Here is a 24,593-nt window from a genome sequence, read left to right as displayed (position 1 = left end):
GCCCGCCCGGTGTCGCCCCTTCGATCTGGCAGGGGCGACACCCGTGTTTTCAAGCGCATGAGCATGCGCTGTAGGGAAAGGTAAACAAAGATGGTACAGGTGAGAGTGCACCAGCCGGTCAACACCGACGGCAGTATCAATCTCGAAGCATGGCTGGATCATGTGGTCAGCGTCGACCTGGCGCTGGACCGGGAAGCCCTCAAGGCGGCCTGCGAGTTCGCTCAGGACATAGAGAAAAAAGGTAACCCGGCCAAGCATTCCTGGGCCGACGGTACCTCGAGCTTCCAGGCGGGCCTGGAGATCGCCGAGATTCTCGCCGACCTCAAGCTCGACCAGGACTCCCTCGTGGCGGCGGTCATCTACCGTGCGGTGCGTGAAGGCAAGGTGACCCTGGCCGAGGTGGGCCAGCGTTTCGGCCCGGTGGTGTCCAAGCTGATCGACGGCGTGCTGCGCATGGCGGCCATCAGTGCCAGCCTCAGTCCGCGCCATTCGCTGGTGCTGGGCTCGCAGGCGCAGGTCGAGAACCTGCGCAAGATGCTCGTGGCGATGGTCGACGACGTGCGCGTGGCGCTGATCAAGCTGGCCGAACGAACCTGCGCCATTCGTGCGGTGAAGGGCGCCGACGACGAGAAGCGCAACCGCGTGGCCCGCGAGGTGTTCGACATCTACGCGCCGCTGGCCCACCGCCTGGGCATCGGCCACATCAAGTGGGAGCTTGAAGACCTCTCGTTCCGCTACCTGGAACCCGACCAGTACAAACAGATCGCCAAGCTGCTGCACGAGCGCCGGCTCGACCGCGAGCGCTTCATCAGCGACGTGATGAACCAGCTGCAGAACGAGCTGCTGGCCACGGGCGTCAAGGCCGACATCAGCGGCCGGGCCAAACATATCTATTCGATCTGGCGCAAGATGCAGCGCAAGGGCCTGGAGTTCAGCCAGATCTACGACGTGCGCGCCGTGCGCGTGCTGGTGCCCGAGATGCGCGACTGCTACACCGCGCTGGGCATCGTGCATACCCTGTGGCGGCACATCCCCAAGGAGTTCGACGACTACATCGCCAACCCCAAGGAGAACGGCTACCGCTCGCTGCACACCGCGGTGATCGGCCCCGAGGGCAAGGTGCTGGAGGTGCAGATCCGCACCCATGCCATGCACGAGGAGGCCGAACTGGGCGTTTGCGCGCACTGGCGCTACAAGGGCACCGACGTCAAGCCCAGCTCCAACCACTACGAAGAGAAGATATCGTGGCTGCGCCAGGTGCTGGAATGGCACGAGGAACTGGGGGACATCGGCGGCCTGGCCGAACAGCTGCGCGTGGATATCGAGCCGGACCGGGTGTACGTGTTCACACCCGACGGCCACGCCATCGACCTGCCCAAGGGCGCCACGCCGCTGGACTTCGCCTACCGCGTGCACACCGAGATCGGCCACAACTGCCGGGGCGCCAAGATCAACGGGCGCATCGTGCCGCTCAACTACAGCCTGCAGACCGGCGAGCAGGTGGAGATCATCACCAGCAAGCACGGCAACCCGAGCCGTGACTGGCTGAACTCGAACCTGGGCTACGTCACCACCTCGCGGGCGCGGGCCAAGATCGTGCACTGGTTCAAGCTGCAGGCCCGCGACCAGAACGTCGCCGCCGGCAAGACCTTGCTCGAGCGCGAACTCAACCGCCTGGGCCTGCCGCAGGTGGACTTCGAGCGCCTGGCCGAAAAGGCCAACCTCAAGACTGCCGAAGACATGTTCGCCTCGCTGGGCGCCGGCGACCTGCGCCTGGCGCACCTGGTCAACGCCGCGCAGCAACTGGTGGAGCCGGACCGCATCGACCACATCGAGCTGGTGCCGCGCAAGGCCACCGGCTACAAGCCGGGCAAGCGCGGGGATATCCAGATCCAGGGCGTGGGCAACCTGCTGACGCAGATGGCCGGGTGCTGCCAGCCGCTGCCGGGCGATGCCATCGTCGGCTACATCACCGTGGGCCGTGGGGTGACCATTCACCGCCAGGACTGCGCCTCGGTGCTGCAACTGGCCGGTCGCGAGCCGGAGCGCATCATCCAGGTCAGCTGGGGCCCGGTGCCGGTGCAGACCTACCCGGTGGACATCATCGTGCGTGCGTATGACCGCCCGGGCCTGCTGCGCGACGTGTCGCAGGTGCTGCTCAACGAGCGCATCAACGTGCTGGCGGTGAACACCCGTTCGAACAAGGAGGACAACACTGCGCTGATGTCGCTGACCATCGAGATCCCGGGCCTGGACGCCCTGGGGCGCTTGCTGGGGCGCATTTCGCAGTTGCCCAACATCATCGAGACGCGGCGCAACCGTACGCCTTGAGGGCGCCATTGCGGGCAGGCCCGCTCCTGCAGGATCCTTGTGGGAGCGGGCTTGACCCGCGATGTGGCCAGACCTGCCGAACAGAGAGCACACGATGTACACCCTAGACGACCTGCTCCACCTCATGGCCCGCCTGCGCGACCCGCAGTACGGCTGCCCGTGGGACCTCAGGCAGACCTACGCCACGATCATCCCGCACACCCTCGAAGAAGCCTACGAGGTGGCCGACGCCATCGAGCGCAGCGACTTCGAACACTTGCAGGGCGAACTGGGCGACCTGCTGTTCCAGGTGGTGTATTACGCCCAGCTGGCCCGTGAAGAGGGCCGTTTCGAATTCGCCGGAGTGATCGACAGCATCACCCGCAAGCTGATCCGTCGCCACCCGCACGTGTTCCCCACCGGCGAGCTCCATGCGCCGCTGGATCTGCCACGGCTCGATGAAGAGCAGGTCAAGCAGCGCTGGGAAGAGATCAAGGCCCAGGAGCGCGCCGAAAAGGGCGAGCCCGAACAACTGTCGCTGCTCGACGACGTGCCGGCGGCCTTGCCGGCCCTGTCGCGTGCGGCCAAACTGCAAAAGCGTGCGGCCCAGGTCGGATTCGACTGGGACGACCCGTTGCCGGTGCTGGACAAGGTGCGCGAGGAGCTGGACGAAGTACTCCAGGCCATGGCCGACAACGACCCGGCGGCGCTGGCCGACGAGGTGGGCGATTTGCTGTTCGCCACCGTCAACCTGGCCCGTCACCTCAAGCTGGACCCGGAAAACGCCCTGCGTGGCGCCAATCGCAAGTTCGAACGACGTTTCCGTTTTATCGAACAGGCATTGCGCGACATGGGGCGTCCGATTGAAGATTGCACCCTCGAAGACTTGGACGCGCTCTGGGGCGAAGCCAAACGTCAGGAAAAGAACCTGCCCAGCTGCGGCTGAGCTGTTGCATAAGTGAGTGAACACCGATGAGCCTTTCCCTTCGTGACCAACTGCTCAAAGCCGGCCTGGTCAACCAGAAGCAGGTCAAGCAGGTCAGCAAAGAACAGAAGAAACAGAAACGCCTGGAGCACAAAGGCCAGGTCGAAGTCGACGACACCCAGCAGCGCCTGGCCAAGGAAGCCATGGCCGAGAAGGCCAAGCGTGACCAGGAGCTCAACCGCCAGCAGCAGGAAAAGGCCGAGCAGAAGGCCCGTGCCGCCCAGGTCAAGCAGTTGATCGAGGTGTCGCGCCTGCCCAAGCTGACCACCGAGGACTACTACAACTTCGTCGACGACAAGAAGGTCAAGCGCCTGTCGGTCAACGCGTTGATGCGCAGCAAGCTGAGCAGCGGCTCGCTGGCGATCGTGCAGCATGGCGGTGGCTACGAGGTGATCCCGCGTGAGGCCGCGCTGAAGATCCAGGAGCGCGACCCGCAGCGCATCGTGCTGCTCAACACCCAGGTCGAAGCGCCGGATGCGGACGACCCGTACGCCGCCTACGTCATCCCGGATGACCTGATGTGGTAAGCCTGCTGGGCTAGACACGACAAACCCCGCCTCGGCGGGGTTTGCTGTTTCTGAAGACGGGGAATTACTGGGGTTGGCGCTTGGCTTCGAGGTACTCCAGTTCGATCCGGTAGCTGTGGGCTTCCTGTTCGTTGTGGAACATGCCGACCAGCTGGTCCTGCTGATGCACATCCCAGATACGCACGCCTGCGGCCAGGCCTTCGTGGGACAGTTTCGATTCATCGCGCTCAGTTACTTTGACAGTCATCTGCTAACTCCAAATCCAGTTAACTGCGGCACCGTGTCGCAGGTCTCTTTTATAGAATTTGTTAGCAGCCTAAGTAAATGCTTGGCGCATGAAACATCTTTCATGCCGCACGGTCGAGGCGACTCCTTCGCCAGCAAGGCTGGTGTCTGCAGGGAGGGCCACGCCACAAAAACAAAACCCCGCACAAGGCGGGGTTTCGGGTAATGCACGCTAGCGGCCTGTCAGCTGCCCTTGACCGACTTGCCGTCGACCGTGCCGTCCTGCAGCACGATCACGTACTCCTTGCCGTCGGTCTCGACCTGGCGCAGTTGCACCAGCAGGTAGTCCCAGTCCTTGGCGAACCACAGCTCGGTGACGCGCTTGCTCTGGCTCGGGTCGCGCACGCGCTCGACCTTGATCGCATCGACCTGGCCGGTCTTGGTGCTGACCTTTTCGGTACCCAGCACGCGGAAGTCGTAGGTGTCGATCTCGTCGCCATCCACCACCTGGTAGGTCATGCTCTTCTTGCCGGCTGCCACGTCATGCTGCAGGGCCAGCTGGTAGGACGACTTGTCCAGCACGCCGCGGTTGAGCGGCAGGTTGACCGCGTCGCCACGGTCGGAGCCGGTGATCTTCTTGCTCGACCAGTCGAAGTCCAGGTCGACCTTCTTGGCCTTGCCCAGGCCGCCACGTTCGAAGTGGTAGGTCTGCGGCAGCAGGGTGTCCTTGTCCAGGCGCAGGGTACTTTGTTCGGTCAGGCTGGCAATCATCATCGAGGCCTTGAAGTTGAGGCTCCAGGTCCCGTTGGCGTTCTTGGCCAGGCTGCGCTCGGCGGTGCCGCTCATGGGCAGTTGCTTCCAGTCGGCGGTGTAGCTGGCCGAAAAAGGCTTCAGATCGGCTGCCTGAAGCGGCAGTGCAAGCACGGCAAGTGCGAAGAGCAGGGCACGACGCATAAAATCTCCTAGGGTCGAATCAAGTGGCCGCTGGCCGCCAAGGGCTGGCCATCCAGTAGAGCACCGTGCTCGCCAAGGCGCAAACGGCCTTCGGCGAACCAGCGCACCGCCAGCGGATAAATCAGGTGCTCCTGGCTGTGAACCCTCTGGGCCAGTTGCGCCGGCGTGTCATCCGAGACTACCGGTATCACAGCCTGTACGACCAGTGGCCCGCCATCGAGTTCCTCGGTGACGAAGTGCACACTGCAGCCATGCTCGGCATCCCCGGCTTCCAGCGCCCGCTGGTGGGTATGCAGGCCCTTGTACTTGGGCAGCAGGGAAGGGTGGATATTGAGCAGGCGGCCGTGGTAATGGCGCACGAAACCGGCACTGAGGATACGCATGAAGCCGGCCAGCACCACCAGCTGCGGGGCAAAGCCGTCGATCAGCTCGACCAGCGCCGCGTCGAAGGCCTCGCGGCCGTCGAAGGCCTTGTGGTCGAGCACGGCGGTGTCGATGCCCGCATCGCGGGCGCGCTGCAGGCCGTAGGCATCGGCGCGGTTGGAGATCACCGCGCGGATCCGCACCGGGCTGTCGCCGGTGCGGGTACTGTCGATCAGGGCCTGCAGGTTGCTGCCGGTGCCGGACAGCAGCACCACTACATCACAAGACGTGCTCGGCATCAGTGCGCCTTGAGGTTCTTCAGCTCGACCTGGGCGGCGCCTTCGGCAGCGGTGGCGATCTGGCCGATCACCCAAGGCTGCTCGCCGGCTTCGCGCAGCACGTTCAGGGCGTTGTCGACCTGATCCTGACCCACGCAGATCACCATGCCCACGCCGCAGTTGAGTACGCGGTGCATTTCGGTCTCGTCGACGTTGCCCTGCTGCTGCAGCCAGTCGAATACCGCCGGGCGCTGCCAGCTGGCCACGTCGACCACGGCCTGGGCGCCTTTTGGCAGCACGCGCGGGATGTTGTCGAGCAGGCCGCCACCGGTGATGTGGGCCATGGCCTTGACCGCGCCGGTGTCCTTGATCAGCTTGAGCAGCGGCTTGACGTAGATGCGGGTCGGGGCCATCAGCAGTTCGGTCAGCGGCTTGCCGCCGAGCTGGACGTTCTGGATGTCGGCGCCGGCCACTTCGATGATCTTGCGGATCAGCGAGTAACCGTTGGAGTGCGGGCCCGACGATGGCAGGGCGATCAGGGCGTCACCGGCAGCCACCTTGGAGCCGTCGATGATCTCGGCCTTTTCCACCACGCCGACGCAGAAGCCGGCCAGGTCGTAGTCTTCGCCTTCGTACATGCCCGGCATTTCAGCGGTTTCGCCGCCTACCAGCGAGCAGCCTGCCAGTTCGCAGCCGGCGCCGATGCCGGTGACCACGTCAGCCGCGGTGTCGACGTTGAGCTTGCCGGTGGCGTAGTAGTCGAGGAAGAACAGCGGCTCGGCGCCACACACCACCAGGTCGTTGACGCACATGGCGACCAGGTCCTGGCCGATGGTGTCGTGCTTGTTCAGGTTCAGTGCCAGGCGCAGCTTGGTGCCCACGCCGTCGGTGCCCGAAACCAGCACCGGCTGCTTGTAGCCGGCCGGAATTTCGCAGAGGGCGCCGAAGCCCCCCAGGCCGCCCATGACTTCCGGGCGCGCCGTGCGCTTGGCGACGCCTTTGATGCGTTCGACCAATGCTTCACCGGCGTCGATGTCTACACCGGCGTCCTTGTAGCTCAGGGAGGGTTGCTTGCTCATGATCCAGGCCTTTAGGGGGAGGGATTCGGGGGAATCGACCGGCATCTGCCAGGCATTGCGAGGGTTTTCCTGCTGCCTGAGCGTCGCCGGTCTGCGAAGGCGCGCGATTTTATCAGGGTTACCCGGTAGCGGCCATCCTCAGGCCGACGGGCAGGGCCTCATTCGACATAAAAACATTGATTCGGTATGGCCGCTGGTTGCCGCGCCATGGGCTGTATAAGGTATAGGTAATGAAATTTGACCGCAGGGCTGAATGTTTTACCCGCGGGGGTGGTCAGAGCTTCACTTTTCACTGACCGCGCTTTCTATTTACCTGGACAGGAATCCTCCATGCGTTTGCGTTCATACCTGGCCGTTGGCTGCCTTGCCCTGTTTGGCCTGAGCGTTCAGGCCGAAACCCTCACTGGCCTTTATCAGGTGCGCGAGCCGGTCAGCGGCGAGGGCACCGAAGCCCGCGCCCAGGCCACCCAGAACGCCCTGAGCACCCTGGTGGTGCGCCTCACGGGCGACCCCAAGGCGCCGCAGAGTGCGGGCCTGGCAGGGCTACGCAAGGACCCGCAGCAAATCATCAGCCAGTTCGGTTTCGAGGCCGGCCCGCCGGAAACCGTGCTGGTGGATTTCGACCCCGGCAGCACCGACCGGGCGCTGCGCCAGGCCGGGCTGGCCCTGTGGGGCAGCAACCGGCCGGCCATCCTCGGCTGGTGGTTGAACGACAGCGTGGGCGGTTCGAGCCTGGTGGGCGATGGCCAGAGCAGCGCCGAACCGCTGCGCCGCGCCGCGCAACACCGTGGCTTGCCGCTGCGCCTGCCCATGGGCGACCTGAACGAGCAACTGGTGGCCACTACCAAGAACCTCGAAGGCACCGACCCCGCGCCCCTGCGCGAGGCCTCCGAGCGCTACGCGGCCGATGCGTTGCTGGCGGTGCATGCCACCGAGGGCGAGGGCAAATGGCAGGGTACCTGGCGCCTGTGGCTGGGCGACCAGCGTGAGCAGGGCAAGGTCGAAGGCGCCGATCAGGCCGCCCTGGCCGATGCGGTGATGCTGGCCGTCAGCACGCGCCTGGCGCCGCGCTTTGTCGCGCGGCCGGGCACCGGTGGCGAAAACCAGATACAGGTGCAGGGCATGACCCTGGAGCGCTATGCGCAGCTTTTGCAGACCCTTGAGCCGCTGGGCGGGCGCCTGACCTATGTGGACGGCGATACCCTGACCTACACCGTCAGCGGCACCCCCGAACAGGTGCGTGCGCAACTGGGCCTGGCCAGGCTGCAGGAGGTGCCGGCAGAGGCCGCCGCCCCAGCGCCGGTCGCACCCGCAGCCCCAGGCGAGGCCCAGGTGGCTGCGCCCGCACCGTTCACCGGTTTGCGGTTTCGTTGGCAGGGAGCGTGACTGAATGATGGATACACGCCGTTGGGTATGGGTGTTGGGGGTGCTGGTAATCGGCACGCTGCTGTACTTCTTGCACGGGATCCTCTCGCCCTTCCTCATAGGTATCGGCCTGGCGTACCTGGCCGACCCGCTGGTGGACCGGCTGGAGCGCGCCGGGCTGTCACGCACCTGGGGCGTGGTGGTGGTGTTCGCCCTGTTCACCCTGGTGTTCATGGCGATGCTGCTGGTGCTGATCCCGATGCTGGCCAAGCAGTTGGTGCGCCTGTACGAGCTGGCACCACAGATGCTCGACTGGTTGCAGCACGTGGCGCTGCCGTGGGTGCAGACGCGCCTGGGGCTGGCCGATGGCTTCTGGAAGTTCGACAAGATCAAGTCGGCGATCAGCGAGCACATGGGCCAGACCACCGACATCGTCGGCATCGTGCTCAGCCAGGCTACCGCGTCCGGGCTGGCGCTGATCGGCTGGTTGGCCAACATGGTGCTGATCCCGGTGGTGGGCTTCTACCTGCTGCGCGACTGGGACCTGATGATGGCCAAGCTGCGCCGCCTGTTGCCGCGCCAGCGCGAAGAGCAGGTGGTGTCGCTGGCCCTGGAATGCCACGAGGTGCTCGGTGCGTTCGTGCGCGGGCAGTTGCTGGTGATGCTGGCGCTGGGGGTGATCTACGCCGCCGGGTTGATGCTGGTGGGCCTCGAACTGGGCCTGCTGATCGGTATCATGGCCGGGCTTGCGGCCATCGTGCCGTACATGGGTTTCATCATCGGCATCGGCGCGGCATTGATCGCCGGCATGTTCCAGTTCGGCGGCGACCTGTACCCGATGCTGGGCATCGTCGCGGTGTTCATGGTGGGCCAGGCCCTTGAAGGCATGGTGCTCACGCCGTTGCTGGTGGGCGACCGCATCGGTCTGCACCCGGTGGCGGTGATCTTCGCGATCCTGGCCGGCGGCGAGCTGTTCGGGTTCACCGGGGTGTTGCTGGCGCTGCCGGTGGCGGCGGTGATCATGGTGTTGCTGCGGCACATGCACGACCTCTATAAAGAGTCGGACATGTATGCTGGTGAAATCGACCCGGACCTTTGAAGGACACCCTGAGTGATGGAACATGAAACCGACCACGCCTGTGCATTGGCAGGCGTGATGGATGCATTGCCGCTGCTGGCCGATGACCTCGACGAGGATGAGGTGGCAGCGGCCCTGCAGCAGCAGGGCTACTCGCGGCACGCGGCCGAGAAGCTCACGATGTTCGTACCCTCGGCATTTTCCTGGGTGGTGCTCAAGCGTCTGGGGCTCAAGGCGCTGCCCAGTCATTTCACGGCCTATGACCAGGACGACAATGCGGTGCGGATCCCGGTCGCCAATCAGCACTACTTCACCGCGGCGCTGACCCTGGCCTACAACACCTTCGAGAATGGCTGGAGCGCCGCACTACCGCGCAGCACCTTCCAGCGCGTTGCCGGGCGCAGTTCGGAGATGAACGCGGCCAACCAGGTACTGGATAAGGAAGGCTCGCTCGAAGGGGCGAGCATCAACACCGTGGAGCTGTTTCGCCTGAGTGCAGAGGAACTGCTGGAGGATTGACCCATGCCTGCCCCATATGCCGCGCAAGCCTTTGATTTTGCTAACGCATTGTGCGGTTGGCGTCACGGGTATAGACTTTGCGGACTTTTCACCAAAGGCCCCTTGCGGTTCCTCGGGACTGCCCAGCCAGCATGAAACCGATCCAGTTGCCCCTGGGTGTGCGTCTGCGTGATGACGCCACCTTCATCAACTACTATCCGGGTGCCAACGCCGCCGCATTGGGCTACGTCGAGCGACTCTGCGAAGCCGACGCCGGCTGGACCGAAAGCCTGATCTACCTGTGGGGCAAGCAGGGCGTAGGGCGTACCCACCTGCTGCAGGCCGCGTGCCTGCGCTTCGAGCAACTGGGCGAGCCTGCGGTGTACCTGCCTCTGGCGCAACTGCTCGATCGCGGCGTGGAACTGCTCGACAACCTTGAACAGTACGAACTGGTGTGCCTGGACGACCTGCATGTGATTGCCGGCAAGCCGGACTGGGAAGAGGCCATGTTCCACCTGTTCAATCGCCTGCGCGACAGCGGCCGCCGCTTGCTGCTGGCAGCGTCCAGCTCCCCCCGGGAATTGCCGATCAAGCTGGCCGACCTGAAGTCGCGCCTGACCCTGGCGCTGATCTTCCAGATGCGCGCCCTGTCGGATGAAGACAAGCTGCGTGCCCTGCAATTGCGCGCCTCGCGCCGGGGCCTGCACCTCACCGACGAAGTCGGGCATTTCATCCTGACCCGAGGCACGCGCAGCATGAGCGCACTGTTCGACCTGCTCGAACGCCTCGACCAGGCTTCACTGCAGGCGCAGCGCAAGCTGACCATCCCGTTTTTGAAAGAGACATTGGGCTGGTAGGGCCGGCCCAGAGCCTCGGCACATAAAAGTCACATTTTTTTCGATTGAATTTGCAAATCGATCCGATAGAAGGCATAGTCTCGGCTTCATCAAATTCAAGCCACGGTCGTGCCCATGCTAAATCGCTTCGCACCCCTCGTGCCCCTCGCACTTGTGACCTTGCTGTTCGGCTGCGCGACCACCGGTCCCGTCACCCACCAGCAGGCTCCCGCTCCAGTTGCTGCCCAGGCTGCCGCCAAGCCTTCCACCGCTGCGTCGGTGTTCGAAGAAGAGCTGGCCACCGAGCAGGACCTGGAAGCGTTCTCCTCCAGCACCAAGCCCTACGAACTGCCAGCCCTGGCCGACAACATTCTCGAACGTGGCATGTCCCTGATCGGTACCCGCTACCGTTTCGGCGGCACCTCGGAGAAGTCCGGCTTCGACTGCAGCGGCTTCATCGGCTACCTGTTCCGCGAAGAGGCCGGCATGAACCTGCCGCGCTCCACCCGCGAAATGATCAACGTGAAAGCCCCGCTGGTTGCGCGCAACAAGCTCAAGCCAGGCGACCTGCTGTTCTTCAGCACCAATGGTCGCGGCCGCGTCAGCCACGCCGGCATCTATCTGGGCGACGATCAGTTCATCCACTCCAGCAGCCGCCGCAGCGGTGGCGTGCGCATCGACAATCTCGGTGACCGCTACTGGAGCAAGACCTTCATCGAAGCCAAGCGCGCGCTGGCCATGGCACCGACTACCCTGTCGCGTAACTGAGTCTGCGCGTGATGTCCCGCACGGCGGCGTAGCTGAAAAGCTCGCCGCCGTGCGTGTTTACAGAAAACGTCTAATCTAAATTCTCACCTATTTCCGACTTGGGGTCGGGCGGCTTCAGACAGGATGTTCTGACTATGTCGATACTCGCGCGCGTTGCTGTACTTTCCCTGGCGGCCCTGCTGGGTGCCTGCTCCAGCCATGCCCCGCAGAAACCTCAGGTGGTCGAGCCGAAGGTGATGGCGCCCCAGGTGTATTTCTCGCCAGTGGCCGAGGATGTGCTGTTCCGGGCTCTGGGCCTGGTGGGCACGCCTTACCGCTGGGGCGGCAATACCCCGGACTCGGGGTTCGATTGCAGCGGGCTGATTGGCTACGTGTACCGGGACGCGGCGGGTATCGCCCTGCCGCGCTCAACCCGCGAGATGATCGGCATTCGTGCCCCGGACATCGACAAGGGTGCGTTGCAGTCGGGCGACCTGGTGTTCTTCGCCACCAATGGCGGTACCCAGGTGAGCCATGCCGGTATCTACGTGGGCGAGGGGCGTTTCGTGCATGCACCGTCAACGGGCGGTACGGTGCGCCTGGACTACCTGTCCAACAGCTACTGGCAGAAGACCTACCTCAACGCCAAGCGCGTGCTGCAGCCGGCACACCTGGCGCGCAATCCCTGACAGCGTGGCCTGCAAAGCCGGCTCCAGCAGGAGCCGACCTTGCCGGCGAACACGTCAGCGCAGTGCTACTGCGCCTTGCTCACCCGCCAGATCACATTGCCCACGTCGTCGGCCACCAGCACCCCGCCACGCTGATCGTTCACCACGCCGACCGGGCGCCCCATGGCCTTGCCGTCCTCGTCGAGAAACCCGGTCAGCAGATCGATGGGCTTGCCCGACGGTTTGCCCGCCGTGCTGAACGGCACGAAGATCACCTTGTAGCCACTGTGCGGCTTGCGGTTCCATGAGCCGTGCTGGCCGATGAACGCGCCCTGGTCGAACGGCGCCGGCAAGGCATTCGGCACGGTAAACGCCAGCCCCAGCGAGGCGGTGTGCGGCCCCACCGCATAGTCCGGCGCAATCGCGCTGGCCACCAGTTTTGCATCCTGCGGTTGTACGCGTTCATCCACATGCTGCCCGTAATAGCTGTAGGGCCAGCCATAGAAGGCGCCGTCCTTCACCGACGTGATGTAGTCCGGCACCAGGTCGCTGCCGATCTCGTCACGTTCGTTCACCGCCGTCCACAGCTGCTGGCTATGGGGTTCCCAGGCCAGGCCGTTGGGGTTGCGCAGGCCGGTGGCGAACAGGCGCTGGCTGCCGGTGGCCGGGTCGACCTCCCAGATCGCGGCGCGGCCTTTCTCCTGCTCCATGCCGTTTTCGGCCACGTTGCTGTTGGAGCCCACGGTCACGTACAGCTTCTTGCCGTCGGGGCTGGCGATCACGTTCTTGGTCCAGTGGTGGTTGAGCGTGCCGCCCGGCAGGTCGACCACCTTGGTGCCGCTGCCCTGCAGGCGGGTGGCGCCTGGCTCGTAGGTGAAGCGCAACAGCCGATCGGTGTCGGCCACATAGAAGTCGTTGCCCACCAGGGCCATGCCGAACGGCGAGTTCAGCCCCTCGATGAAGGTGGTGCGGGTGTCGGCCACGCCGTCCTTGTCGCTGTCACGCAGCAGGGTGATGCGGTTGGGGCTGGGCACTCCGGCGCCGGCGCGGCCCATCACCTTGCCCATCACCCAGCCCTTGATGCCCTTGCCGTCATCGGGCTTGGGCGGCGCGTTGGTCTCGGCCACCAGCACGTCGCCGTTGGGCAGCACGTACAGCCAGCGCGGGTGGTCGAGCTTGTCGGCGAAGGCCACCACCTGGGTGCCTGCCGCAGCCTTGGGTTTGCCGCCCTCTGGCCAGCCGATGGCCGGCGCGATGTTTACCGTGGGGATCAGGGTCTTGTTCGGTTCGGGCAGGCGCGGCGACGGGCCGGTGCCATCGGTGACGTCCAGGCGGGCGTTCTCGCCGCAGGCCACCAGCCCGGTGGTGAGTGCCAGCAGTACAGCAATGCGCATGTTGCCCATGATCGGTGTCCCTCGCGAAGTTGGCCGTGTCCAGTAAGGTAGAGGCGGGCACGTCGGCGAGGTTCCCTCGACAGGGGCTCAGGCCTGCTTGAGCAGCAGCGCGATGCCGGGGTGGTAGCGGCCCACGTCGTCGTGCAGCTTGCGGTAGCCATAGGGGAACACCCAGGCGATGGCGCATGCATTGTGCTTTTGCAGGTCGTCGACCAGGTCCTGAAGCTCTTCGGGGCTGGCGTGTTGCCCGGCCTTGTACGGGCTGACGAACAGCGCGGCGACCTTGAGCTGGCTGGCATAGCCCACCAGGCGAGCCTGGGCGACGCTCTCCTGCAGGGCATCGGTGAGGTCGAGCTTGCCGACCCGTGGCCAGCGCTGGGTGGCTTGCAGGTAGGCGGTCTCTTCCTTGCTGGCGATCACCAGGTCGCAGTGCGCCGCACGCTCGCCTTCGTCGCGCTGTTTCTTGGTCTGCGCACCCTGCAAGGTCACCAGCTCCGCCTGCCAGGCCGCCGCGCTCAGCACGCCAAGGTTGCTTTGCACGCCTTGCCAGTAGGGGGCGTCGCTGTCGCCCAGGGTCTGGTTGTAGCGCTCCAGGCACTCGGCCCAACGTTCCAGGGCGGGGCGCAGGAACTCCAGACGCGGGTTGTTGATGATCAGACCTTGCATGCCGTGCTCCATTGTTATTGTGGATCGGAGAGGTGCGGATAATGGCTATGTGATATCACTGCAGTGAGTGTGACACAAGATGACATAAATGCCATTGATCCAGACCGCTTCGCAGCGCCTTTGATTGACGCTCATGGCCCAACCCTCTAACCTTCGCGACTTGTTTCAGGTGCTCTGCGGCCAAGGTGCCGGCAGGGTGAAACAGGGAAGCCGGTGGGCACGTGCAACGTGCGATTCCGGCGCTGCCCCCGCAACGGTAAATGAGTCGGGATCGCGCAGGGCCACTGGGTGCAACAGCCCGGGAAGGCGCGCGATCCGGGTCGATCAGACCCGCCCATGAGCCCGGAGACCGGCCTGTCACAGATCAACGGCATCACGGAGGGTGATGCGCGGTTCTCCCGGCCAGTGGCAGGGCCTGCGCGTTTTCCGTGTGCCATCGCCAACCTGCTGTCGCGCCGACTCGATCCCCCCGGTCCCTGTGCGCGCCAGTTGCCCACGGAGCCTCCGATGACCGACACCACCGATCGCGACGAACGCCATCTGGCGCGCATGCTGCGCAAAAAAGCGGTAATCGACGAACGCATTGCCAACTCGCCCAATGAATGCGGCCTGCTGCTGGTACTCAGCGGCAACGGCAAGGGCAAGAGCAGCTCGGCCTTCGGCATGCTGGCGCGGGCCCTGGGCCACGGCATGCAATGCGGCGTGGTGCAGTTCATCAAGGGCCGCAACAGCACCGGCGAGGAGCTGTTCTTCCGCCGCTTCCCCGAACAGGTGCGCTACCACGTGATGGGCGAGGGCTTTACCTGGGAAACCCAGGACCGCCAGCGCGACATCGCCGCCGCCGAGGCTGCCTGGGCGGTTTCGCGCCAGTTGCTGCAGAACCCGGCCATCGGTTTTGTAGTGCTCGATGAGCTCAACATCGCCCTCAAGCACGGCTACCTCGACCTCGACCAGGTGCTCGGCGACCTGCAGGCACGCCCACCGATGCAGCATGTGATCGTCACCGGCCGCGGCGCCAAGCCCGAGATGATCGAGCTGGCCGACACCGTGACCGAGATGGGCATGGTCAAGCATGCCTTCCAGGCCGGCATCCGTGCCCAGAAGGGCGTGGAACTATGAGGCAAACCCGTCATTGCCCGGCGGTGCTGATCGCGGCACCTGCATCTGGCCAGGGCAAGACCACGGTGACGGCCGCACTGGCGCGCCTGCACCGCAACCAGGGGCGCAAGGTCCGGGTGTTCAAGTGTGGCCCGGACTTTCTCGACCCGATGATTCTGGAGCGCGCCAGTGGCGCACCGGTGTACCAGCTGGACCTGTGGATGGTCGGCGCCGAGGAAAGCCGGCGCCTGCTGTGGGAAGCCGCCGCCGACGCCGACCTGATCCTGATCGAAGGGGTGATGGGGCTGTTCGACGGTACGCCGTCCAGCGCCGACCTGGCGCGGCATTTCGGCGTGCCGGTGCTGGCGGTGATCGACGGTACGGCCATGGCCCAGACCTTCGGCGCGCTGGCCCTGGGCCTGGCGCGCTACCAGCCCGACCTGCCGTTTGCCGGCGTGCTGGCCAACCGGGTGGGCTCGCTGCGTCACGCGCAACTGCTCGAAGGCAGCCTGACCGAAGGCCTGCGCTGGTACGGCGGGCTGTCGCGGGAAACCGGCATCGAACTGCCCAGCCGCCACCTGGGCCTGGTGCAGGCCAGCGAACTGACCGACCTGGACCTGCGCCTGGACGCCGCCGCCAACGCCCTGGGCGACAGCTGCGAGTCGGCCCTGCCGCCGGCGGTGGCCTTCGATGCGCCGCAGCCGCGCAGCGTCGAGCCACTGCTGGCCGGCGTGCGGATCGGCGTGGCGCGCGACGAAGCCTTCGCATTCACCTATGGCGCCAGCCTGGACCTGTTGCGCGAGATGGGCGCACAGCTGAGCTTCTTCTCGCCGATCCACGACCGCCTGCTGCCAGACTGCGACAGCCTGTACCTGCCCGGCGGCTACCCTGAGCTGCACCACCATGCGCTGGCCGCCAACACGCCGATGCTGGCGGCGATCCGGGCCCATCACCAGGCAGGCAAGCCCTTGCTGGCCGAATGCGGCGGCATGCTCTACCTGCTCGATGCACTGACCGATGTGGCCGGCGAACGGGCCGAACTGGCCGGCCTGCTGCCGGGCGAGGCGGTGATGCAGAAGCGCCTGGCGGCCCTGGCCCTGCAAGCGGTAGAGCTGCCCGAGGGCACCCTGCGCGGGCATACCTATCACCATTCGCTGACCAGCACCGCGCTCGAACCCATCGCCCGCGGGCAAAGCCCCAACGGCGGGCGCGGCGCCGAGGCGGTGTACCGTTGCGGCCGGCTGACGGCCTCGTATGTGCATTTCTACTTCCCGTCCAACCCGTCTGCGCTGGCGGCGCTGCTGGCACCATGAGCGACCAGGCCTTCAACGACGCCGAGCGCGCGGCGGTCTACCGCGCCATCGGCGAACGTCGCGACATGCGCCATTTCAGCGGCGGCGAGGTGGGCCCCGAGCTGCTGGCACGCCTGCTGCAGGCGGCGCACCAAGCCCCGAGCGTGGGTCTGATGCAGCCCTGGCGTTTCATCCGCATCACCCGTCGCGAGCTGCGCCAGCAGATCCAGGCGCTGGTGGAGCAGGAGCGGGTGCGCACCGCCGAGGCACTGGGGCAGCGTTCTGACGATTTCATGCGGCTCAAGGTCGAGGGCATCAACGATTGCGCCGAGGTGCTGGTGGCGGCGCTGATGGACGGGCGCGAGGCGCACATCTTCGGCCGTCGCACCTTGCCGGAAATGGACCTGGCCTCGCTGTCGTGCGCCATCCAGAACCTGTGGCTGGCGGCCCGTGCCGAGGGCCTGGGCATGGGCTGGGTGTCGCTGTTCGAACCGCAGGCACTGGCCGACCTGCTGGGCATGCCGGCCGGTGCCAAACCGCTGGCGGTACTGTGCCTGGGCCCGGTCGAGGCGTTCTACGAGGCGCCCATGCTGGTGCTCGAAGGCTGGGCCCGCGAGCGGCCATTGAGCGAGATGCTCTACGAAAACCATTGGGGAGAGCGTTGATGAGTGTGGCCTTGCTGAGTGTGGCCGGGGTGGCGCTGGATGCCTTGCTGGGCGAGCCCCGGCGTGCGCACCCGCTGGTCGCATTCGGCCGTTATGCCGGACGCCTGGAACAACGCTTCAATGCCGGCGGTCGTGGCTGGCGCAGCCATGGCGTCACCGCGTGGTTTCTGGCGGTGGTGCCCCTGACCCTGCTGGTCACTGTGCTGTCGTGGCTGCCCTACATCGGCTGGCTGGTGGAGATACTGGCGCTGTACTGCGCGCTGGGCCTGCGCAGCCTTGGCGAACATGTACGGCCCGTGGCCGAGGCGCTGCGTGGCGGCGACCTGGACGAAGCGCGCCGCCGCGTGGGCTACCTGGTCAGCCGTGAAACCGGCGAACTGGATGACACCGCCGTGGCGCGTGCCGCCACCGAATCGGTGCTGGAGAACGGTAGCGATGCAGTGTTCGCCGCCCTGTTCTGGTTCGTGGTGGCGGGGGCGCCAGGTGTGGTGCTGTATCGCCTGAGCAATACCCTGGATGCCATGTGGGGCTATCGCAACGAGCGCTTCGAGCGCTTTGGCTGGGCCGCAGCGCGCATCGACGATTTGCTCAACTATATTCCGGCGCGGCTGGTGGCCCTGACCTACGCGGTGCTGGGCAGGACGCGCCTGGCACTGAGCTGCTGGCGTCGCCAGGCGCCGTTGTGGGACAGCCCCAACGCCGGCCCGGTGATGGCAGCTGGCGCCGGTGCGCTGGGTGTCGAACTGGGCGGCGCGGCGGTGTACCACGGCGAGCTGCACCAGCGCCCGCAACTGGGCGAAGGCCCGCCGGCCGATGCCGACGCCATCGAGCGTGGTTGGCAACTGGTGTGCAAGGGCGTGTGGTTGTGGTTGCTGCTGTTGTGCGTGGGGGCGCAATTCTATGCTTGAACACGGTGGTCGTTTGCAACGGGCGGTGCTGGAGTACGGCATCGCGGTGCAGGACTGGGTCGACCTGTCCAGCGGCATCGCGCCGTGGCCCTTCGCGATCCCCGAGATCCCGTTGCGCGCCTGGGCACGCCTGCCCGAAACCGACGATGGCCTGGAGCAGGCGGCCCGCGAGTACTACGGCGTGCCGCAACTGCTGCCGGTGGCCGGGTCCCAGGCCGCCATCCAGGCCCTGCCGCGCTTGCGTCGCAGTGGCAAGGTCGGTGTGCTGTCGCCGTGCTACGCCGAACATGCCGAGGGCTGGCGGCGCGCCGGGCACCGCGTGCGTGAAGTCGGCGAGGCCGAGGTGGAGTTCTTTCTCGACAGCCTCGATGTGCTGGTGGTGGTCAACCCCAACAACCCCACCGGGCGCCTGTTGAGCGCCGAGTGCCTGCTGGGCTGGCACGCCCGCCTGGCCCAGCGCGGTGGCTGGCTGGTGGTGGATGAAGCGTTCATGGACAACACCCCGCAACACAGCATCGCCGCCGAAACCTGGCGCAACGGGCTGATCGTGCTGCGCTCGTTCGGCAAGTTCTTCGGCCTGGCCGGTGTACGCCTGGGCTTCGTGCTGGCCGAACGCCAACTGCTGCAGCTGCTGGCCGAACAACTGGGGCCCTGGTCGATCGCCGGGCCTACGCGGGTGCTGGGCCAGGCCTGCCTGCTCGACCATGGCGCCCAGCAGCGCCAGATCACCCGCTGCGCCGAGGCCAGCACACGCCTGGCGCAGGTACTCGATGCTGCCGGTTTCACGCCGGCCGGCGGCTGCGACCTGTTCCAGTACCTGGAGCTTGCCCACGCCGCGCAGTTGCACCAGTTCATGGCGCGGCGCGGCATCCTGCTGCGCCTGTTCGAGCACCTGGGCAGCCTGCGTTTCGGCCTGCCGGCCACCGACACCGATTGGCAGCGCCTGGTCCAGGCGCTGGACGACTACCGCAAGGAACACCCATGACCACCCTGATGGTGCAAGGCACCACCTCCGATGCCGGCAAGAGCACGCTGGTGACCGCGCTGTGCCGCTGGCTGGCGCGCCAGGGCGTGGGTGTCGTGCCGTTCAAGCCGCAGAACATGGCACTCAACAGTGCGGTGACGGCCGACGGCGGCGAAATCGGCCGCGCCCAGGCGGTGCAGGCCCAGGCCGCCGGGCTGGCGCCGCACACCGACATGAACCCGGTACTGCTCAAGCCCAACAGCGAGACCGGAGCCCAGGTGATCGTGCATGGCCGCGCGGTCACCAGCATGAACGCGGTGGCCTATCACGACTACAAGGCCATCGCCATGCAGGCGGTACTGGCCTCGCACCAGCGCCTGAGCGACGCCTACCCGGTGGTGATGGTGGAGGGCGCGGGCTCGCCGGCCGAAATCAATCTGCGGGCCGGGGACATCGCCAACATGGGGTTTGCCGAGGCGGTCGACTGCCCGGTGATCCTGATCGCCGATATCAACCGCGGCGGGGTGTTCGCACACCTGGTCGGCACCCTGGAGCTGCTGTCGCCCAGCGAGCAGGCGCGGGTCAAGGGCTTCGTGATCAACCGCTTTCGTGGCGACATCGCCCTTCTGCAGCCCGGCCTGGACTGGCTCGAGGCGCGTACCGGCAAGCCGGTGCTGGGCGTGCTGCCGTATGTGCTGGACCTGCATCTGGAGGCCGAGGATGGCCTGGACCGACGCCAGGGCCAGAAAGCCGCGCAGGTGCTCAAGGTGATCGTGCCGGTGCTGCCGCGCATCAGCAACCATACCGACTTCGATCCGCTGCGCCTGCATCCGCAGGTGGATCTGCAGTTCATCGGGCCGGGCGACGCGATACCGCCGGCCGACCTGATCATCCTGCCGGGCTCCAAGAGCGTGCGCAGCGACCTGGCACACCTGCGCGAGCGCGGCTGGGAGGAGGCGATAACCCGCCACCTGCGCTACGGCGGCAAACTGCTGGGCATCTGTGGTGGCCTGCAGATGCTCGGGACCCACGTGCATGATCCACTGGGCCTGGAAGGCGCCGCCGGCAGCAGCGCGGGCCTGGGCTGGCTGGACTACAGCACGCAGCTGGAGGCCGAGAAGCAGCTGCGCAATGTCAGCGGCACGCTGAACCTGGAGCAGGCGCCCGTCAGTGGCTACGAGATCCATGCCGGGGTCACCTGCGGGCCGGCGCTGGCGCAGCCCGCCGTACAGTTGGCCGACGGTCGCAGCGATGGCGCGGTCAGCGCCGATGGGCAGATCCTGGCCACCTACCTGCACGGCCTGTTCGAGTCGCCGCATTCGTGCACGGCGCTGCTGCGCTGGGCTGGCCTGAACGATGTGCAGCAGGTGGACTACCATGCTCTGCGTGAACTGGACATCGAACGCCTGGCCGACCTGGTGGACACGCACCTGGACGGCGCCCGGCTTCGTCAACTCTGCGGGCTGGACTGACATGCTCAAGCTGATTCTTGGCGGCGCCCGATCGGGCAAGAGCCGCCTGGCCGAACAATACGCCGTCGACAGCGCGCTGGCGGTGACCTATATCGCCACCAGCGAGCCGCTGGACGGTGAAATGAATGCCCGCGTGCAACTGCACCGTGCGCGTCGCCCTGCCGAGTGGGCGCTGATCGAGGAGCCGCTGGCGCTGGCGCGGGTGCTGCGCGAAACCGCCGCGCCCGAGCGTTGCCTGCTGGTGGACTGCCTGACCCTGTGGCTGACCAACCTGCTGATGCTCGAAGACCCCGAGCGCCTGGCCGCCGAGCGCGATGCACTGCTGGACTGCCTGGCGCAGTTGCCGGGTGAAATCATCCTGGTCAGCAACGAGACCGGCCTGGGCGTGGTGCCCATGGGCGAGCTGACCCGTCGTTACGTCGATGAAGCCGGCTGGCTGCATCAGGCCATTGCCGAACGTTGCCAGCACGTGGTGCTGACCGTTGCCGGCCTGCCGCTTACGCTCAAGGGAGCCTGAACATGAGTCAAAACTGGTGGCAGAACGCGTGTCAGCCGATCAACCTGGCTGTGCGCGAACAGGCGCTGGAGCGCCAGCGCGAGCTGACCAAACCAGCCGGCTCACTGGGCCGGCTGGAGCAGGTTGCGGTGGAGCTGGCCGGCTTGCAGGGCAAGCTCAAGCCTGGCGTGCGGCAGGTATGGATCGCGATTTTCGCGGGCGATCACGGCGTGGTGGCCGAGGGGGTTTCGGCCTATCCGCAGGTGGTCACGCGGCAGATGCTGCAGAACTTCGTCGGCGGCGGCGCAGCCATCAGCGTGCTGGCGCGCCAGTTGGGTGCGCAGCTGGAGGTGGTCGACCTGGGGACGGTCGACCTGACCCTTGAACTTGCCGGTGTACGCCATCTGCGCATCGGGGCGGGCACCGCCAACTTCGCCCAGGTGCCGGCAATGACCACCGAGCAGGGGCGCCTGGCGCTGCAGGCCGGGCGCGAGAGCGCCTTGCGTGCGCGTGATGCCGGGGCGCAACTGTTCATCGGCGGCGAAATGGGCATCGGCAACACGGCCTCTGCCAGTGCGGTGGCCAGTGCATTGCTCAAATGCACCCCTGGCGAGCTGACCGGCCCCGGCACTGGCCTGAATGCTGCCGGTGTCGAACACAAGACCCGCGTGATCGAACGCGCGCTGCTCACCCACGCGGCGCTGGCCGACGACCCATTGGAGCAGCTGTTGTGCTTTGGCGGCTTCGAGATTGCCGCGCTGGTGGGGGCGTACCTGGCGTGCGCGCAGCAAGGCATCGTGGTGCTGGTGGACGGTTTTATCTGCACCGTGGCGGCGCTGGTTGCAACGCGCATCAACCCCGGTTGCCGGGCCTGGCTGCTGTTCGGTCATCGCGGCGCCGAGCCCGGGCACCAGCGGGTGCTCGAAGCGTTGCAGGCGCAACCGCTGCTGGAGCTGGGCCTGCGCCTGGGCGAGGGCAGCGGGGCGGCGCTGGCGGTACCGCTGCTGCGCATGGCCTGCGACCTGCACGGGCAGATGGCGACCTTCGCCGAGGCGGCGGTGGCGGACCGCGATACATGATCGTCGACCTGCTGCGTCATGGTGAAACCGAACTGGGCGGTGGGCTGCGCGGCAGCCTGGACGACGCGCTGACCGAACTTGGCTGGGCGCAGATGCGTGCGGCTGTGGTCGAGGGCGGGCCGTGGACGCGGATCATCAGCTCGCCGCTGCAGCGCTGCGCGCGATTCGCCGAAGAACTTGCCGATCAGGTGGGCGTGCCCATGCAACTGGAGACCGGCCTGCAGGAGCTGCACTTCGGCGACTGGGAGGGGCGCAGCACCGCCGATCTCATGCTTACCGACGAACAGGGCCTGGGGCTGTTCTGGGCCGACCCTTATGCCTTCACGCCGCCGGGTGGCGAGCCGGTCACGGCGTTTGCTGAGCGGGTGCTGGCGGCCATGGCGCGGGCGTATCAGGCCCACGCCGGCGAGCGCGTGCTGCTGGTGACCCACGGCGGCGTGATGCGCCTGCTGCTGGCCCGTGCCCGCGGCCTGCCGCGCGAGCAGCTGCTGCAGGTGGTGGTCGGGCACGGCGCGGTGCACCGTCTGCATTGCGCGGCCGACGGTCGTTTCGCGGAAGCCGCCTGATGCAGGCGTTCTGGATTGCCCTGCAGTTTCTCAGCAGCCTGCCGGTGCGCCTGGCGGGCATGCCCGCGCCCGAGCAGATGGGGCGCTCCCTGCTGTGCTACCCGCTGGTGGGGCTGTTGTTCGGCGGGGTGTTGTGGGCCGCCAGCACGCTGCTGGCGGGCAGCCCGCCGATGCTGCAGGCGGCCCTGCTGCTGTGCATCTGGGTGTGGTTGAGCGGTGCGTTGCACCTGGATGGCCTGGCCGACAGCGCCGATGCCTGGCTGGGCGGGTTCGGCGATCGCGAACGCACCCTGACGATCATGAAGGACCCGCGCAGCGGGCCGATTGCGGTGGTGACGCTGGTACTGGTGCTGCTGCTCAAGTTCTGCGCGTTGCTCGCGCTGGTCGACAGCGGGCAGGCGGTGGGCCTGCTACTGGCACCGGTACTGGGGCGGGCGGCGATGCTGGGGTTGTTCCTGTGCACGCCGTATGTGCGCGCAGGCGGCCTGGGACAGGCGCTGGCCGAGCATCTGCCGCGTGGCGAAGCCAAGGCCGTGTTGCTGGCGACCGGTTTGGGGTGCCTGGTGCTGGCGGGATGGAACGGTATCCTGGCCGTGGGCGTGGCGCTGCTGGTGTTCGCGCTGCTGCGCCAGGTGATGCTCAAGCGCCTGGGGGGCACCACCGGGGATACAGCAGGGGCGTTGTTGGAGCTGCTGGAGCTGGCGGTGGTGGTAAGCCTGGCACTCTGAAGGGGCTGTCAGGAGCTCTTCGCTGCGGTCATGAATCTGTAGTGTTTTGCAACTGAATGCAGCGCGTTGTCAGCCTTCGCAAGCGCTAGCCTTACGTTCCTCTGTCTTTGCGGGGTGCCCCGATGCGCAACCAGCTGCTGGCCTGCCTTATCGCCTGTTCGTCCCTGCCGGCCCACGCCGCCGACCTGATCGACTTCTGGAACACGCCGCGCCATGGCGGCAACAGCTTCAACCGCCTGCCGCCCGACCAGGCCTATTTCGAGGCGCTGCACGGCTACGGGGCGAGCTGGGTGCGGTTGTCCTATGACAAGTGGCAAGCGGCGCAGCGTGATTTTCTGCTCGGTAATGCCGATACCTACCAAGGGCTGCCGGCCGCCGACCTTGCCACGCTCAAGGCCACCCTGGACCGCGCGCACGCCGCAGGCCTCAAGGTCGTTATCACGCCCCTCTCACTGCCCGGCATGCGCTGGGCACAGAACAACGCCGGCCAGTTCGATGACCGGCTCTGGCAGGACAAGGCCTACTGGGCCCAGGCCGCCGACTTCTGGCGTGACCTGGCGCGGGCGCTCAAGGACCATCCGGCGGTGGCGGCCTACAACCTGATCAACGAACCGGCGCCCGAGAAACTCGGCGGCCTGGCCGAGCACGCCAGCGCCGAGCAGATGCGCGCCTGGTACCGACAGCAGCAGGGCAGCACCCGCGACCTGCCGGCGCTGTATCGCCAGTTGGTGGCGGCGATACGCGAAGTCGATCCACTCACCCCGGTCATGCTCGATGCCGGCTGGTACGCCGCGGCCGATGCCTTCGAGTACTGGCCTGGCGCGCTCGACGACCAGCGCCTGCTCTACAGCTTTCACATGTACGAACCCTACGCGGCCACCAGCGCGCCCAACCTGGAGCGCGCCACGCCCTATGCCTACCCTGGGCCCGCGCCCTTTGGCGGCAGCGTTGCGCAATGGAACAAGGCCCGGGTGCAGCAGTATCTGCAGCGCCCGCTGGACTGGGCCGGCAGGCACGCGGTGCCGGCCAATCGCCTGGTGGCCGGCGAGTTCGGCTGCATGCGCCGCTGGGCGGGCTGTACCGCCTATCTGGAGGATGTACTGGGCACCCTCGATCGCCAGCAGGTGCACTGGGCCTTCTACAGCTTTCGCGAAGACAGTTGGGACGGGATGGACTACGAGCTGGGCAGCGCCAAAGTGCCGTGGGCTTATTGGCAGGCGATCGAAAAGGGCCTGCCGGACCCGCTCAAGCGCACGCCCTCCAGCCTGTTGGAACCGATTCGAAAACGCCTTGCCCTCAATGGCGTACCCCACTGAACGCTTGCATCCTGGAAACTCCGGGTATATACACGC

General features: G+C 66.4%; 26 protein-coding genes and 1 riboswitch. Of the genes, 20 read left to right on the top strand and 6 right to left on the bottom strand.

What is annotated here, in order from left to right; genetic code table 11:
* The first annotated feature begins 90 nt into the window (after window positions 1–90).
* From relA to NJH59_RS09760, 3 genes are all read left to right on the top strand, one after another.
* Window positions 91–2,331, top strand: coding sequence for a GTP diphosphokinase (relA, locus tag NJH59_RS09770; protein WP_054914700.1), 2,241 nt, complete (start codon window positions 91–93; stop codon window positions 2,329–2,331).
* Between the two features lie 94 nt (window positions 2,332–2,425).
* Complete coding sequence (gene mazG / locus NJH59_RS09765) at window positions 2,426–3,256, top strand: nucleoside triphosphate pyrophosphohydrolase (RefSeq protein ID WP_043862555.1); 831 nt, start codon at window positions 2,426–2,428, stop codon at window positions 3,254–3,256.
* A gap of 26 nt (window positions 3,257–3,282) precedes the next feature.
* Window positions 3,283–3,822: a DUF2058 domain-containing protein gene (locus NJH59_RS09760; RefSeq protein ID WP_043862554.1), complete on the top strand. Its 540-nt coding sequence runs from the start codon at window positions 3,283–3,285 to the stop codon at window positions 3,820–3,822.
* Window positions 3,823–3,886: 64 nt separating this feature from the next.
* Here the strand turns inward: NJH59_RS09760 and NJH59_RS09755 are convergent, their stop codons facing one another.
* From NJH59_RS09755 to purM, 4 genes are all read right to left on the bottom strand, one after another.
* The gene (locus tag NJH59_RS09755; RefSeq protein ID WP_043862553.1) at window positions 3,887–4,069 is read right to left on the bottom strand and encodes a hypothetical protein; all 183 of its coding nucleotides are present in this window, start codon (window positions 4,067–4,069) and stop codon (window positions 3,887–3,889) included.
* Window positions 4,070–4,290: 221 nt separating this feature from the next.
* Window positions 4,291–5,001, bottom strand: a complete 711-nt coding sequence (locus NJH59_RS09750) for a DUF3108 domain-containing protein (RefSeq protein WP_043862552.1) — start codon at window positions 4,999–5,001, stop codon at window positions 4,291–4,293.
* Between the two features lie 8 nt (window positions 5,002–5,009).
* Window positions 5,010–5,663 carry a phosphoribosylglycinamide formyltransferase gene (purN, locus tag NJH59_RS09745; RefSeq protein WP_054914698.1) on the bottom strand — a complete coding sequence of 218 codons (654 nt, stop codon included), beginning with the start codon at window positions 5,661–5,663 and terminating at the stop codon, window positions 5,010–5,012.
* Window positions 5,663–6,721, bottom strand: coding sequence for a phosphoribosylformylglycinamidine cyclo-ligase (gene purM / locus NJH59_RS09740; protein ID WP_253086723.1), 1,059 nt, complete (start codon window positions 6,719–6,721; stop codon window positions 5,663–5,665). The genes purN and purM overlap by 1 nt, the downstream gene beginning before the upstream one ends.
* A gap of 330 nt (window positions 6,722–7,051) precedes the next feature.
* Here purM and NJH59_RS09735 point away from each other — a divergent pair, with 330 nt between their 5' ends.
* From NJH59_RS09735 to NJH59_RS09710, 6 genes are all read left to right on the top strand, one after another.
* Window positions 7,052–8,107 (top strand): DUF2066 domain-containing protein, encoded by a 1,056-nt coding sequence (locus NJH59_RS09735; protein WP_078479799.1) that lies wholly within the window; start codon window positions 7,052–7,054, stop codon window positions 8,105–8,107.
* Between the two features lie 4 nt (window positions 8,108–8,111).
* Complete coding sequence (locus NJH59_RS09730) at window positions 8,112–9,185, top strand: AI-2E family transporter (RefSeq protein WP_043862548.1); 1,074 nt, start codon at window positions 8,112–8,114, stop codon at window positions 9,183–9,185.
* Window positions 9,186–9,200: 15 nt separating this feature from the next.
* A complete protein-coding gene (locus NJH59_RS09725) occupies window positions 9,201–9,683 on the top strand; it encodes a hypothetical protein (RefSeq protein ID WP_043862547.1) in 483 nt (160 codons plus the stop codon).
* Window positions 9,684–9,814: 131 nt separating this feature from the next.
* Window positions 9,815–10,519 carry a DnaA regulatory inactivator Hda gene (gene hda / locus NJH59_RS09720; RefSeq protein ID WP_043862546.1) on the top strand — a complete coding sequence of 235 codons (705 nt, stop codon included), beginning with the start codon at window positions 9,815–9,817 and terminating at the stop codon, window positions 10,517–10,519.
* A 114-nt stretch (window positions 10,520–10,633) separates the two neighbouring features.
* The gene (locus NJH59_RS09715) at window positions 10,634–11,266 is read left to right on the top strand and encodes an NlpC/P60 family protein (protein WP_043862545.1); all 633 of its coding nucleotides are present in this window, start codon (window positions 10,634–10,636) and stop codon (window positions 11,264–11,266) included.
* Window positions 11,267–11,400: 134 nt separating this feature from the next.
* On the top strand, window positions 11,401–11,934 hold the full coding sequence (locus NJH59_RS09710) for a C40 family peptidase (RefSeq protein ID WP_054914695.1): 534 nt from the start codon (window positions 11,401–11,403) through the stop codon (window positions 11,932–11,934).
* A 65-nt stretch (window positions 11,935–11,999) separates the two neighbouring features.
* Here NJH59_RS09710 and NJH59_RS09705 read toward each other — a convergent pair whose 3' ends face one another.
* Both NJH59_RS09705 and NJH59_RS09700 read right to left on the bottom strand, forming a co-directional pair.
* The gene (locus NJH59_RS09705; protein ID WP_058541004.1) at window positions 12,000–13,316 is read right to left on the bottom strand and encodes a sorbosone dehydrogenase family protein; all 1,317 of its coding nucleotides are present in this window, start codon (window positions 13,314–13,316) and stop codon (window positions 12,000–12,002) included.
* Window positions 13,317–13,394: 78 nt separating this feature from the next.
* A complete protein-coding gene (locus NJH59_RS09700; protein ID WP_058541005.1) occupies window positions 13,395–13,973 on the bottom strand; it encodes a hypothetical protein in 579 nt (192 codons plus the stop codon).
* Window positions 13,974–14,123: 150 nt separating this feature from the next.
* Window positions 14,124–14,346: riboswitch (cobalamin riboswitch) on the top strand.
* A gap of 134 nt (window positions 14,347–14,480) precedes the next feature.
* Here NJH59_RS09700 and cobO point away from each other — a divergent pair.
* From cobO to NJH59_RS09645, 11 genes are all read left to right on the top strand, one after another.
* On the top strand, window positions 14,481–15,092 hold the full coding sequence (gene cobO / locus NJH59_RS09695) for a cob(I)yrinic acid a,c-diamide adenosyltransferase (protein WP_043862541.1): 612 nt from the start codon (window positions 14,481–14,483) through the stop codon (window positions 15,090–15,092).
* Window positions 15,089–16,384: a cobyrinate a,c-diamide synthase gene (locus NJH59_RS09690; protein WP_253086722.1), complete on the top strand. Its 1,296-nt coding sequence runs from the start codon at window positions 15,089–15,091 to the stop codon at window positions 16,382–16,384. The genes cobO and NJH59_RS09690 overlap by 4 nt, the downstream gene beginning before the upstream one ends.
* Window positions 16,381–17,028, top strand: coding sequence for a 5,6-dimethylbenzimidazole synthase (bluB, locus tag NJH59_RS09685; protein WP_253086721.1), 648 nt, complete (start codon window positions 16,381–16,383; stop codon window positions 17,026–17,028). Before NJH59_RS09690 ends, bluB begins: the two co-directional genes overlap by 4 nt.
* Window positions 17,028–17,936: an adenosylcobinamide-phosphate synthase CbiB gene (gene cbiB, locus NJH59_RS09680; protein WP_043862538.1), complete on the top strand. Its 909-nt coding sequence runs from the start codon at window positions 17,028–17,030 to the stop codon at window positions 17,934–17,936. Before bluB ends, cbiB begins: the two co-directional genes overlap by 1 nt.
* Window positions 17,929–18,921 (top strand): threonine-phosphate decarboxylase CobD, encoded by a 993-nt coding sequence (gene cobD / locus NJH59_RS09675; RefSeq protein ID WP_253086720.1) that lies wholly within the window; start codon window positions 17,929–17,931, stop codon window positions 18,919–18,921. Before cbiB ends, cobD begins: the two co-directional genes overlap by 8 nt.
* Entirely contained in the window at window positions 18,918–20,372 is a 1,455-nt protein-coding gene (locus NJH59_RS09670) for a cobyric acid synthase (protein ID WP_078479796.1), read from the top strand. The genes cobD and NJH59_RS09670 overlap by 4 nt, the downstream gene beginning before the upstream one ends.
* Window position 20,373: 1 nt before the next feature.
* On the top strand, window positions 20,374–20,889 hold the full coding sequence (gene cobU / locus NJH59_RS09665; protein WP_054914690.1) for a bifunctional adenosylcobinamide kinase/adenosylcobinamide-phosphate guanylyltransferase: 516 nt from the start codon (window positions 20,374–20,376) through the stop codon (window positions 20,887–20,889).
* A gap of 2 nt (window positions 20,890–20,891) precedes the next feature.
* On the top strand, window positions 20,892–21,947 hold the full coding sequence (gene cobT, locus NJH59_RS09660; RefSeq protein WP_104572056.1) for a nicotinate-nucleotide--dimethylbenzimidazole phosphoribosyltransferase: 1,056 nt from the start codon (window positions 20,892–20,894) through the stop codon (window positions 21,945–21,947).
* Window positions 21,944–22,513 (top strand): alpha-ribazole phosphatase family protein, encoded by a 570-nt coding sequence (gene cobC, locus NJH59_RS09655; protein ID WP_104572057.1) that lies wholly within the window; start codon window positions 21,944–21,946, stop codon window positions 22,511–22,513. The genes cobT and cobC overlap by 4 nt, the downstream gene beginning before the upstream one ends.
* Window positions 22,513–23,241 carry an adenosylcobinamide-GDP ribazoletransferase gene (locus NJH59_RS09650; RefSeq protein ID WP_078479793.1) on the top strand — a complete coding sequence of 243 codons (729 nt, stop codon included), beginning with the start codon at window positions 22,513–22,515 and terminating at the stop codon, window positions 23,239–23,241. Before cobC ends, NJH59_RS09650 begins: the two co-directional genes overlap by 1 nt.
* 122 nt (window positions 23,242–23,363) lie before the next feature.
* Window positions 23,364–24,557: a cellulase family glycosylhydrolase gene (locus NJH59_RS09645; RefSeq protein ID WP_088514021.1), complete on the top strand. Its 1,194-nt coding sequence runs from the start codon at window positions 23,364–23,366 to the stop codon at window positions 24,555–24,557.
* Window positions 24,558–24,593 lie beyond the last annotated feature (36 nt).

Origin of the sequence: Pseudomonas sp. VE 267-6A (genome assembly GCF_024126555.1) — a bacterium.
In the GTDB taxonomy this organism is placed as follows: domain Bacteria; phylum Pseudomonadota; class Gammaproteobacteria; order Pseudomonadales; family Pseudomonadaceae; genus Aquipseudomonas; species Aquipseudomonas palmensis.
Note: the sequence above shows the minus strand (reverse complement) of the source record. Positions and strands in the feature narration are given on the sequence as shown.